Consider the following 11,999-nt stretch of genomic DNA (forward strand, 5'->3'; position numbering starts at 1 on the left):
CGGTGGGCGGGGAAAAGGTTGCCTGCGCCGGCCGTTTTCCCAGCGGGTTCAGATGTCGTTGCCGGCGATGTACCCGAACGTCATCGCGGGACCGATGGTGGAACCGGCACCGGCGTAGCTGTGCCCCATGACGGCGGCGCTGGCGTTGCCGGCCGCGTAGAGGCCGCCGATGACCGAGCCGTCGGGGCGCAGGACGCGGGCCCGTTCGTCGGTGACCATGCCGCCCTTGGTGCCGAGGTCGCCGGGGACGATCTTCAGGGCGTAGAACGGGGCGAGCCACAGCGGTGCCAGGCACGAGTTCGGGATGATGGCGGGGTCGGTGTAGTAGTGGTCGTAGACGCTGGCCCCGCGGCCGTAGTCGGTGTCCTTGCCGGTGACCGCCAGGCCGTTGAAGTGCGCGACGGTGTTCGTCAGGACCGATGGCGAGACGCCGATCTGGCCGGCCAGGCCCCACAGGGTCAGGTCCTTGCAGACCGAGCCGTTCTGGTACCAGGAGTCGGGGAACGGCAGCGTCGGCAGAATGTCGCGGAAGACGTACCGGTCGCGGAAGTTCTGGTCGATGATCAGCCAGGCGGGGATGTCCGGCGCCGCGGCGTTCTGCCGGTACATCGTGTGCACCACGTCCACGTACGGCGCCGCCTCGTCGACGAACCGGTGCCCGGCCTGGTTCACGATCAGGCCGCCGGGCAGGGTGCGCTCGGCCAGGCAGAAGTACGGGCCGTCGCCGCTGGGGATCGTCGGGCCCCACCAGGCGTCGTCCATCAGGGCCAGGGCGGCGCCGGCACGCTGGCCGGCCAGGATGCCGTCGCCGGTGTTCTCCTTGGCGCCGACGCTCCAGGTGGTGCCGATCGGCTGCTGCTGGTACTGGGCCCGCATCGCGGCGTTGTGCTCGAAGCCGCCGGAGCCGACGATCACGCCGCGGCGGGCGTTGATGAGGCCGGGGGTGCCGTTCTGGGTGACCACGACGCCGGCCGCGCTGCCGTTGACGATGTTCAGGTCGGTGAGCGGGGTGTTCAGCAGCACCGGGACGCCGGCCTGCATCAGCCCGGCGCGCAGCCCGGTGGCCAGGGACTGGCCCATGGTCAGCGGCTTCTGCCCGGCCAGCGCGGCGGCGGCCCCGCGGGCGGCGGCCTCGGCGGCGACGGCCGTGCCCTTGGCGTTGACCGCGGCCAGGTTGATCCACTTGTAGTCCTGGCTGAAGATCACCAGGCCCGCGGGGACCGGGAGGTAGGCCGGGTTGAGGTTGGCGAGTTCGGCGCCGAGGATGTTGCCGTCGATGACGTCCGGCTCGATGGAGCGGCCGCCCGGCATCCCGCCGGGGAGTTCCGGATAGTAGTCGGAGTATCCGTCCATCCACTTGAAGCGGCACGGGCTGTGCGCCATGACGAACGACAGCATCGCCGGGCCGTTGGTCAGGAACGCGTTCTGGCGGGCCGGCGTCGATCCGCTGCCGACGACCGCGGCCAGGTACTCGGCGGCCAGGGCCGGGGTGTCCGGGACGCCGGCGGCCAGGATCACCGAGTTGTTCGGGATCCAGATCCCGGCGCCAGAGCGCGCGGCCGAGCCGCCGAACGTCGGGGCCTTCTCCACGACCACTACGGACAGGCCGCGGGCGGCCGCGGTGAGGGCGGCGGTCATCCCGGCGGCACCGCAGCCGACCACGACGACGTCGTACGTGCCCAGCACCGGGGCGTCGGCATAGGCGTTCGTGCCGGCGAAGGCCCCGGCGCCGAACAGAGCGGCGGTCCCCGCGGCGGCACCCTGCAGGACGCGGCGGCGGGAGAGGTCTGGTGTTCCGTGCTCGGGCATGCGAAGCCCTCCGAATCAAAGGCCTGAGAACAATCAGGACAGCCCTGACGGTGCATCAGGAATCTGATCCGGTGGTCTTGGGAAGTCAAGAGGCTCCGGACCTGCGCCGGTCCCTCAGTACAGCGGCGGCCCGACCACGAACGAGACCGCCAGCGACCGGCTCCCCGACGCGGCCCGCACGTGGTAGCGCCCGTCGGGCAGCACCAGCGCGCCGGCGCCCTGATCGAGCGCGACACTGAACATCCCGCTGCCGTCCACCACGGTCTTGACCGGCGGCACGGCGGCGTCGAGGAACGTGATGGTGACGGTCTGCCCGGCCGGCCAGCCGTTGCCGTTGAGGATGTAGGTGGTCCGGGGGTCGCCGAACGGCGGCCGCACCCCGAGCTGGGTGCCGCCGGCCTGGGTGACCGCGCCCGGCGGCGGGCTGGGCGGGCCGCCTTCCGGGGGCGGCCCCTGCGGCGGCGGGCCGCCGCCTCGGGTCGGCGGGGGCGGGGGCGGCGAGTTCGTCGGGGGCGGGGAGCCGGGCGGCACGCCGGTGGCGCCGAGCCCCGCGGTCGTCGTGACGGGGGCCCCGGGGCCGGCCGCCGGATGCGCCGAGTCGCCGCTGGTGCCGCTGGTGCCGCTGGTGCCGCCCTTCAGCGACCCGATCAGCAGCAGACCACTGATCGCCGCGCCGCCCAGGGCCAGCAGGACGCAGACCGCGACCACCGCCGGCACCACCGGCGAGCGCCGCCCGAACCGGTCGCGCTCCCACCAGCGGGTCCGGTGCCGCCGGCGGTGCGCTGTGGAGTGGTACGACGACACCTCGTCCGGGGGCAGCGAGGGATGGCGGGGCCGCGGGTCTTGCTCCACCTCCACGGTCCCGTCGCCGCCGAAGCCGCTGCCGCCGCCGAAGTCTCCGTTGCCTCTGCTGTCTCTGCTGTCTCTGCGGTCCCCCAGGGCCGTGAGCTCGCCGGAGTCGCCGAAGTCACCGTCGGGCGCCGCCGCGTGGGTCGCCGCCTCGGCGGCAGCGCCGGCCGCGTCCGGCCCGGGCCGGCGCGACCGCGTCAGCTCCATCTGCGCGACGCGGTAGTCCTCGATGTAGGCCAGCACCGCCTCGGGAAGCGGCTGCACCGTGTCGGCCACGGCCAGGTGCGGTGCCAGGGCCGCGATCAGCGAGGCGGGTGTCGGCCGGTCGTCGGGGTCCAGCGCCAGGCACCCGGCGATCAGTCCGCGCAGTTCCCTGGGCACCGCCGTGAGGTCCGGAGCCTGCCGCATCTTCTGCAGCAGGACGCCGACCGCCTTCTCCTCCTGATACAGGGCCGCGCCGGTGGCCGCGTGGTACAGCGTCGCGCCGAGCGCGAACACATCGGCGGCCGGCCCGACGACCCGGTCCCCCATCGCCTGCTCGGGCGCCATGTACAGCGGCGTCCCCATCACCATCCCGGCAGCGGTGCCCTGCGGCAGCCCGTCGCTGCGGGCCAGTCCGAAGTCGATGACGCGCGGGCCGTCGGCGGTGACCAGCACGTTGGCCGGCTTGAAGTCCCGGTGGACCAGCTCGGCCCGGTGCACGCACTCCAGCGCCTCGGCGCACCCGGCGGCCAGCCACCGCACCGTCGAGACCGCCATCGGCCCGCAGGTGGTGACCAGTTCCTCCAACGACGGCGCGGGCACGTAGACCGTGGCCAGCCACGGCAGGTCGGCATGCGGATCGGCGCCCACCACCGCCGCGGTGAAGGCGCCGCTGACCCGCTTGGCCGCGTCCACTTCGTGGGCGAACCGGCGCCGGTAGCCGGGGTGCTCGGCCAGTCCGGACCTGATGGTCTTGACGGCCACGAGCCGCGAGGAGGCCGAGCGCGCGAGGAACACCTCGCCCATCGCCCCGGCGCCGAGCCGGCGCAACACCTCGTACGGCCCGATCCGGGCGGGGTGAAACGCTTGGGGCGGCTGCCCTGTCCGCGTCCGCATCGAGAACCGTCCTCCGGGAGGGGCTGTGGCGCCGGAGCCAGGGTGGGTGCTGGAGCTGCTGGAGCTTTGTTGAAGAGTCCCTAGTAATTTAGCCCTCTGATGCAGGGAGAAGCGCGGCTTCGAGCAAGTCCGTTCGACTAGTAATCGACTTGTTGCAAACTAAACAATCGTCAGATCGGGCGAGGGCACCGGGACGTCCGGCGGCAGCAGCCCCTCCTGGCGCAAGCGGGCCCACAGTGCGGGCGGTATCGGCTCCGAGGCCCAGGACAGGTTCTCGGCCAGCTGCCCGCGCGAGGCGGGGCCGGTCAGGACACAGCGGACCGCGGAATGTCCATAAGGAAACTGCAATGCCACGGCCGCCGTGGGAATTTCGAACCCATGACAAACCTTTGCTATCCGCGCGGTCTTCGCACGGGTCTGCTCGTCGACGGGCCGGTAGCGGAACATGGGGTTCGTGACGCCGTCGATGAGCCCGCCGTGCAGGGACTGGGCCGCGACGACGGCGACGCCCCGGCGCTCGGCCTCCGGCAGCAGATCGTCGATGGCCTGGGTGTCCAGCAGGGTGTAGACACCGGCGGCCAGCACCAGGTCGATGTCGGTCTCGCGGATGAAGCGCGCCAGCATCGGCGCCTGCACCATGCCGACGCCGACCGCGCGGACCACTCCCTCCTCGCGCAGCCGGGCCACCGTCGGCCAGGCACCTTCCAACGCCTCGCGCCAGTGGTCGTCGGGATCGTGGATGTAGAGCATGTCCACACTGTCCACGCCCAGACGCAACAAGCTCTCCTCCACCGAGGTGAGCACGCCGTCCGGGCTGAAGTCGTAGATCCAGGGCGCCCCGGTCTGTGCGGTGTCGGGATGGGAGGGGCGGACCAGGCGACCGACCTTGGTGCTCAGCACGTACTCCGCACGCGGCCGACCCCGCAGAGCCAGACCCAGCAACCGCTCGGAGTGTCCGGATCCGTACATGGGCGCGGTGTCGAAGTACCGCATCCCGCTCTCCCACGCCGCGTCCACACAGTCCAGGGCCTGCCCGGCTCCGACGCCCTCGTTCGCGATCGCGGCGGCGCCGAAGCCCAGCCGCGGAAGACCGGCCATCATGCCTTGACCCCTCCGGACACCAAGTCCACCCGCCAATACCGTTGCAACAGCAGGAACACCGCGGCCAGCGGAACGATCGACACCAACACCCCGATGATGACGATCGTGTACTGCGCGGCCTGGCCGCCGGTGATGATGAGCAGCCCGTACAACCCCTCGGTCAGCGGGAACAGCTGGTCCCGGTTGAGCATCACGAACGGCAGCAGGAAGTTGTTCCAGATCCCGATGAACTGCAGCAGGAACACCGTCACCAGCGCCGGCATCATCAGCCGCGATCCGATGGAGGCGAACATCCGCCACTCCGAGGCCCCGTCGACCCGGGCCGCCTCCAGCACCTGGTCGCTGACCGAGGCCTCGGCGTAGACCTTGCACAGGTAGATGGCGAACGGGCTGACCAACTGCGGCAGGATCACCGCCGCGTAGTTGTTCGTGAGCCCCAGCTTGGCCAGCAGCAGGAACTGCGGGATGGCCAGCATGATCTGCGGGAGCAGGACCGCGGCGACGATCAGCCGGAACAGCCAGACGCTGCCGTGGAAGCGGTACTTGCCCAGCGCGTAGCCGGCGCAGCCGCACACGATCGTGGACAGCGTCGCGCCGCCGACCGCGTAGATCACCGAGTTGACCGCCCAGCGCGCGAAGATGCCGTGGTCGTAGGCGAACAGCGCGCGCAGGTTGGAGAAGAAGCCGCCGTGGAACGACGGCGCGAACGGCGCGGTCGAGAACAGCTCGCTGTTGGTCTTGGTGGACGCGATCACGATCCACACCACCGGCAGCACGCAGTACACGGCCCCGATCAGCAGGATGATGGTCGCGACCCAGTTGGTGCGCCCCCTTTTGGCGCCGGACCCGCCCTTGCCGGACCTGCCCCCGCCGGTCCCGACGCCGGTTCCGCGCGCCGTCCCGGTCCCGGTCGTGGCCGCTGTCATCGTTCACTCCCACGCGCTATCAGACGGAGCACCGTGTTGGCGGCCACGGTGGCGGCGACCGTCAGCACGATGAGCAGGAACGAGGCGGCGGCCCCGCGGTAGATGTCGTTGTCCACGAAGGCGTCGGTGTAGACGCGCATCAACGGCACCCAGGTCGAGCTGATCGCGTTGGTGACCGGCTTGAGCGTGGTCGGCTCGTTGAACAGCTGTAGGGCGCCGATCAGCGAGAAGACGGTCACCAGCGTCAGCGTCGGGGCCAGCATCGGCAGCTTGACGCGCAGCGCGATCTGCAGCTCGCTGGCCCCGTCCAGCTCGGCGGCCTGGAACAGCTCGCGCGGCAGGCCGCGCAGGGAGGTGTAGATGACGACCATGTTGAAGCCCAGGACGCCCCACACCGCCACGTTGGCCACGGCGAAGAACACCGTGTGCGAGCCGAAGTAGTTCACCACGTCCCCGCCGATCGGGCTGGTCGCCGGCAGGTACATGAAGCCCCACAGCAAGGTGGCGACCACGCCGGGCACCGCGTACGGCAGGAAGATCGCCAGGCGCGAGAAGCCGACGAGCCGGGTCCGTTTGGCGTCCAGGCACAGCGCGAACAGCGTCGACAGGCCGATGGTCGCCGGCACCCCGATCACCGCGACCAGCAGCATCCGGCCGATACTGTGCCAGAACTCGGCGTCGCCGAAGGCCGCCTGGTAGTTCTCCAGCCCGGCGAAGACGGTCGTCGGGTTGTCGGTCCCGAACAGGCCGCCGCCGGCTTTCTGCTTCATGAAGCTCAGGTAGATCGCATAGCCGCCCGGGGCGACGGTGAACAGCAGGAACAACACCACGGCCGGAAGGAGCAGGGCCTGCGGAAGCAGGGTGTGACGCTGGCGACGAGCCTTCATGTCCTCTTCCTCGCCCTTCCTCAGCCCGTGACGGAGAAGCCGCGCTTCTTCAGGTCGTCGACCGTCGCCTGCTGCATCTGCGTCAGGGCCGCCGACAGCGGCGTCTTGTTCTGCAGGGCGGCGGCGAAGTCGTTGGAGTAGGCGTCGAAGGTGACGTTCGCGTCCGGTCCCCAGACCTGGAACGTGCGGACGCTCTTCGCCTCCTGCGCGATCAACGTGTTGTAGTCCTGCTGGTCGGACATGAACGGCGGCGGCGTCTTCAGCGCGTCCTGGTTCTGGTTGGACAGCGACGCCGGGAACGCGTCGACCTGCTGGATCAGGGTCCTGACGCCCTCGGCGGAGGAGTTCAGCCACTTCACGAACTTCGCGGCCTCGGCCGGGTGCTTGGAGTTCGAGGTCACGGCCTCGGTCTCGCCGCCCCAGATGCCCACCGTCGGGTCGCCGGCGTCCCAGGCCGGCAGCGGCGCGGCCACCCACTTGCCGGAGGTGTCCTTGGCCACCGACGGGAACTGGTTCGGCGCCCACTGCGCGCTCACCCAGCCGATGATCGTGCCGTCGTTCATGTCGGTGCTCCACTGCGGGGACCAGTTCGGCTCCGGGGAGACCAGGCCCTTGTCGATCAGGTCGCTCCAGTAGTTCGCGACCTTCTGGGTCGGGGCGTCGTCGATGGCGACGTTCCAGGTGGTGCCGGAGGTGGTCCACCAGTTGGCGCCGGCCTGCTGCGCGAGCCCGGCGAACCAGCCGGAGTCCACCGCCGAGAAGTTGCCTATGTACTGCTTGGGGTTCCTGGCGTGGACGGTCGCGGCGTCGGCGGCGTACTCGGCCCAGGTGGTCGGGGGCTTCAGGCCCAGGGAGTCGAAGATGTCCTTGCGGTAGAAGAAGACCATGGGGCAGACGTTCTGCGGGACGCCGTAGGTCTTGCCCTCGAACTGCACCTGCGCCAGCGAGGACTTGTCGAAGTCCGCGGAGATGTCGCCGATGTACTGGTCGATCGGGACGATGACCTTGTTGGCGATCAGCGCCGGGAGCGCCTGGTACTCGACCTCGGTGACGTCCGGGTTGGTGCCGGCGGCGTTGTTGGTGATCAGCTTGTTGTACAGGGTGTAGCCGGTGCCGGAGGGCTTGGTCAGCTGCACCTGGATGTTCGGGTTCTCCTTGTTCCACTGGTCCACCGCGGCCTGCATGCCGCCGTCCCAGTTGACGAAGGTCAGCGTCACCTTGCCCTGCGAGCCGCCCGCGGCGCTGCTCTTGGCGGACGTGGAGGAACTGCATCCAGCCATGGCCGCGATGGCGGCGATAGCGGTCAGGGCTGTGGTGGCTCTTACAACGGTGGTACGCAATCTCTTGCCTCCTTTAGTGATTGGCCCAGGCCGGGTAGGACACCGGCGTGGTCTGCAGACCGATCCACTGCCGCCGGGTGAACCCGGCCAGCTGACCTTCCCCACCGTGACGGGCGTAGCCGTCGTTGACGTGTACCTCGTTGCTGTGCAGGCGCTCGGCGAACGCGTAGCCGCGCAGCGGGTCGCCGGAGAACACGGAGTTCATCAGCGTCCGGTGGCGGTTGGCGAGCTCCAGCGCTTCCGCCTCGGAGTCGACGACCGTGACCGGCATGACCGGCCCGAACGTCTCCTCCCGGAAGATCGGCATGTCCGGCGTGACGCCGGTCAGCACGGTCGGCCGGTAGAACAGGCCGTCGTACTCGGCGCCGACGGCGACCCTCGCCCCGGCCGCGACCGAGGGCAGGACCAGCCCCTCGTGGAAGCGGGCCAGCTGGCCGGCGCTGATCACCGGGCCCAGGTCCACCTCCTCGCGCAGCGGATCGCCGACCCGCAGCTTGCGGACCCGCTCCACGACCGCCTCGGTGAAGGCTTCGGCGATCGGGCGCTGCACGATGTGCCGGCCGGCGCTGATGCAGGTCTGGCCCTGGTACCACAGCGCGGTCCAGACCGCGCAGCTCGCGGCCTGCTCGACGTCGGCGTCATCGAGCACGACGAAGGCGTTGTCCCCGCCGAGCTCGGTGACCACCGGCGTGCCGGTGCGGGCCCCGAGCTCGGTGATCGCGGCGCCCACCTCGTAGGACCCGGTGAAGTGGATCAGGTCCAGCCCCGGGTGCCGGGACAGCGCGGCACCGGTGGCCGGCCCGTCGCCGGGCAGCACGGCCAGCAGGCCGTCCGGGACCCCGGCGGCGCGCGCGGCCTCGGCGAGCACCTGCCCGCCGGCGATCGGCGTGAGCTCGGCGGGCTTGAGGACGACGGCGTTGCCGTAGGCCAGCCCCGGCGCCAGCGCCCGCATCGCCAGGCTCATCGGGTAGTTCCACGGCACGATCAGGCCGATGACCCCCAGCGGCACCGCCCGGGACAGCGACATCTTGCCCGGCTTGTACGGCGGCAGGATCGCCCCGGCGTTCTCGGTGAGCTGGGTCGCGGAGTTCAGCAGCTGGTTGATCGCCTGGCCGAGCTCCTCCTCGGCCTTCTCCGCGGTGCCGCCGGTCTCACGGACGATCACCGCGATCAGCTCGTCGTGCCGCTGCTGGAGCTGCGCCGCGAAAGCCCGCAGGATCTCGCAGCGGGTGTTCGCATCGGTGGCGGCCCACGCCGGCTGCGCCCGCCGCGCGGCGGCCACCGCGCGGTCGACCTGCTCGGCGGAGGCGTCGCCGTAACGCGCGAACGCGGTACCGGCCGCCTTGTCCAGGACCGGCCGCCAGGCCGAGGCGGGCGCCTCGAAACGGCCGTCGATGTAGACCTCGGCGGTGTACTCCACCGCTTCCGTACTGACAGAACTCATCAAGGATCCCGACCTCTGCAATCCCGACCGGACTTAATTAACGATGAAAGATAAGGGGGCGGAAGAGGCCTGTCAACGCCCCCGCCGCCACCGCGCCCTACCGCGCGGCCCAGACCAGACCGCGCTCCGTCAGGGCCCTGACAGATGGTTCGCGCAGGTCCTCGACCCGGTGCCCGACCGCGGAGACGAAGACCTTGCCGGCCCCCCAACGCCTGGTCCAGACCACGGGCATGGAGACCGGGGCGCCGCCCTGCAGACCGTCGCGCGCGTCCACGACCGTGGTGGCCAGCACGGTGTTCCGGTCATCGGTGAGCATCCAGTACTGCTCGCTGTGGACGTCGAAATCCCCCAGCCCGGCCACGATCGGATGCCCGGCATGCTCGTCCACGATCCGCACCCGATAGGTAAGGAACTCCGGCGGATGGAACAGGAACAGCCCACCGACCACCCGCAGGTAGTCCCGGTTCCGAAACGCCGCCAGCACACCGCCGTGCCACCCGGCGAACCCCGTCCCGGCCGCCACCGCCCCGACCAGCCCGGCACTCTGCTCCTTGGTCAACTCCTCGGCCCGCTCCCCCTCCGACCAGCACTGGACGACCAGGTCGGTGCGCGCGAGGCGCTCGGTGTCGCAGTAGACGTCGAGGCTGTCGGCGACCTCGACGGCGAAGCCGGCGGCCTGCAGCGATGGGATGAACAGCTCGGTGGTGGCCACCGGGGCATGACCTTCCCAGCCGCCGCGGACGACGAGGGCGGTGCGGGGAGCGGGAGGGCCGGCGGGGGAATCGGCTGGGGAACTGGCGGGGGAACTGGCTGTCACGGGGCCTCCCTGGTACGGTGCAGGACACTTTGTCTACAACGTAAGGGAAGTGATCGACGGCTGACAATGGCCGGGAGGATCAAGACAGCGGGCTTGTGGCTTATGCGCGGCTCGGGGCAGGGTCCGAACGAATGTCCCTTATCCGACCTCGACAATCGAACATCGAACAGGAGCGCGTAGAGTCGGCGCCGGGTCCGACGACTCCCGTCTGATCGGCGTCATCCTCGGCCTGGTCGTCGCCGTGGCCATTCGAACGCTTCGGGACCACGAAAGTGGAGATCGTCGGCAGGGCCAGGCCTTGGAACTATCGCGAGAGCGTCAGCAGGCTGCGCCCCACGACGCGGAGGCGGCGTTGTACCAGATCGACTGCCCGTAGCAGTAGTTGGCATCTCCCGCCCGTCGGGCATTGGCTGTCAGGACTGAGCTCTACTCTCCGTAACGGTTTGTGTCACCCCTGATACCGACTGAAACAAGAGACCTGGCGTGAAACCGCCGCGTATCAGGCCGCGACGTGCCCGCCGGCCGCCAGCACCCGCGCCACCGGCAGTGTCGCCGCCCCCAGTGCCACCGCGCCGGGGCCCAGTTCGCCGACGCCGATCCGGGTCTGGTCGAACAGGTACGGCAGGGCGTGCCGTTGCGCGGCGGCCCGGATCGCGGGCAGCAGCTGCGGTCCGAGCTGCTCGCCGACCCAGCCGGCGAGGATGACCTGGTCGGGGTTGATCATGTTGATGAGGTTCCCGACTCCGATGCCCAGGTACTCCGCGACGTCGTCGAGGGTCGCGGTGGCCGCCTCGTCGTCGCCGCCGGCGGCGCGCGCCGCGAGTTCGGCCATCCTGGCCTCGGTCCCGTCCTGGGCAAAGGGGCGGCCTGCGGGGTGCTCCAGGTACGCGTCCAAGATCGCGGTGGCGCCGACATACGCCTCCAGACACCCGTGCGAGCCGCAGCGGCAGGCCCGCCCGTGGGCCTCGATCACCGCGTGCCCCCACTCGCTGGTCGAGCTGGAGCCGCTCTCGGCCAACGACGAGCCCTCGGCGATCGCCGCCCCGACGCCGACGCCCCACAGGGCGACGACCGCGCGGCGCGCGTCGCGGCCGGCGCCGCGCCAGGCCTCGGCCTGGCCGAGGGTGCGGGCGCAGTTGTCGATGAGGATCGGGGCGTCGAGTTCGGCGCGCAGTGCGTCGCCCAGCGGCACGCCGGACCAGCCGAGCGTCGGCGCGTGGACCACGCCCCGCTCGCCCTCCTGCACCGCGCCGGGTACCCCGATGCCGATGCCGAGCAGCCGCTCGTGCGGGACGCCGGTGCTGTCCAGCAGTGAGCGCACCCCGGAGACGACCAGCCGCACCACCACGTCCGGATCCAGGCGTCCGACCCGGATCTCGTGGGTGGAGGTGGCCAGGGTGGACAGCGTCCAGTCGAACAGCACCACGTGGATGTGGGTCTCCCCGATGTCCACGCCGACGGCGTATCCGAACCCCGGCTGCGCCGCGAGCACGGTCCGCGGCCGACCGCCGTTGGAGTCCACCGACCCGGCCTCGGCCACCAGTCCGTCGGCGATGAGGTCGGAGACGACGTTGCTGACCGCCGCCGAGCTCATCCCGGCCAGCCGCGCCAGTTCCGGCCGGCTCGTCGCCCGCCCGAGGTAGACGCAGGAAAGCAGGGTGGCACGGCTGCGGCGACGGAGATCGCGCGTCGTCTGCGCACCAGCCTGGATCACAGGAGGAATTGTGC

Annotated in this window: 9 protein-coding genes; all 9 read right to left on the reverse strand. The window is 70.8% G+C overall.

What is annotated here, in order from left to right:
• Positions 1-48: 48 nt before the first annotated feature.
• The 9 genes from kstD to ABH926_RS46160 all read right to left on the reverse strand — a co-directional run bounded on the left by kstD (position 49) and on the right by ABH926_RS46160 (position 11,985).
• Positions 49-1,809: a 3-oxosteroid 1-dehydrogenase gene (kstD, locus tag ABH926_RS46120; protein ID WP_370373481.1), complete on the reverse strand. Its 1,761-nt coding sequence runs from the start codon at positions 1,807-1,809 to the stop codon at positions 49-51.
• Positions 1,810-1,923: 114 nt separating this feature from the next.
• Complete coding sequence (locus ABH926_RS46125; protein WP_370373483.1) at positions 1,924-3,756, reverse strand: serine/threonine-protein kinase; 1,833 nt, start codon at positions 3,754-3,756, stop codon at positions 1,924-1,926.
• Positions 3,757-3,915: 159 nt separating this feature from the next.
• Entirely contained in the window at positions 3,916-4,857 is a 942-nt protein-coding gene (locus ABH926_RS46130; protein ID WP_370373485.1) for an aldo/keto reductase, read from the reverse strand.
• Positions 4,854-5,783: a carbohydrate ABC transporter permease gene (locus tag ABH926_RS46135; protein WP_370373486.1), complete on the reverse strand. Its 930-nt coding sequence runs from the start codon at positions 5,781-5,783 to the stop codon at positions 4,854-4,856. The genes ABH926_RS46130 and ABH926_RS46135 overlap by 4 nt, the downstream gene beginning before the upstream one ends.
• Positions 5,780-6,670: a carbohydrate ABC transporter permease gene (locus tag ABH926_RS46140; RefSeq protein WP_370373487.1), complete on the reverse strand. Its 891-nt coding sequence runs from the start codon at positions 6,668-6,670 to the stop codon at positions 5,780-5,782. Before ABH926_RS46140 ends, ABH926_RS46135 begins: the two co-directional genes overlap by 4 nt.
• Positions 6,671-6,690: 20 nt before the next feature.
• The gene (locus ABH926_RS46145) at positions 6,691-8,010 is read right to left on the reverse strand and encodes an ABC transporter substrate-binding protein (RefSeq protein WP_370373488.1); all 1,320 of its coding nucleotides are present in this window, start codon (positions 8,008-8,010) and stop codon (positions 6,691-6,693) included.
• A gap of 13 nt (positions 8,011-8,023) precedes the next feature.
• Complete coding sequence (locus ABH926_RS46150) at positions 8,024-9,454, reverse strand: aldehyde dehydrogenase family protein (RefSeq protein ID WP_370373490.1); 1,431 nt, start codon at positions 9,452-9,454, stop codon at positions 8,024-8,026.
• Positions 9,455-9,551: 97 nt separating this feature from the next.
• Positions 9,552-10,166, reverse strand: coding sequence for a ThuA domain-containing protein (locus tag ABH926_RS46155; RefSeq protein ID WP_370373492.1), 615 nt, complete (start codon positions 10,164-10,166; stop codon positions 9,552-9,554).
• A 604-nt stretch (positions 10,167-10,770) separates the two neighbouring features.
• Positions 10,771-11,985, reverse strand: coding sequence for an ROK family protein (locus ABH926_RS46160; protein WP_370373494.1), 1,215 nt, complete (start codon positions 11,983-11,985; stop codon positions 10,771-10,773).
• Between the last annotated feature and the right edge of the window lie 14 nt (positions 11,986-11,999).

Source organism: Catenulispora sp. GP43 (genome assembly GCF_041260665.1).
Classification (GTDB): Bacteria; Actinomycetota; Actinomycetes; order Streptomycetales; family Catenulisporaceae; genus Catenulispora.

Coding starts and splice junctions, on each gene's coding strand:
- kstD (WP_370373481.1), bottom strand. CDS start 1,809: ATGCCCGAGCACGGAACACCAGACCTCTCCCGCCGCCGCGTCCTGCAG.
- ABH926_RS46125 (WP_370373483.1), bottom strand. CDS start 3,756: ATGCGGACGCGGACAGGGCAGCCGCCCCAAGCGTTTCACCCCGCCCGG.
- ABH926_RS46130 (WP_370373485.1), bottom strand. CDS start 4,857: ATGATGGCCGGTCTTCCGCGGCTGGGCTTCGGCGCCGCCGCGATCGCG.
- ABH926_RS46135 (WP_370373486.1), bottom strand. CDS start 5,783: ATGACAGCGGCCACGACCGGGACCGGGACGGCGCGCGGAACCGGCGTC.
- ABH926_RS46140 (WP_370373487.1), bottom strand. CDS start 6,670: ATGAAGGCTCGTCGCCAGCGTCACACCCTGCTTCCGCAGGCCCTGCTC.
- ABH926_RS46150 (WP_370373490.1), bottom strand. CDS start 9,454: ATGAGTTCTGTCAGTACGGAAGCGGTGGAGTACACCGCCGAGGTCTAC.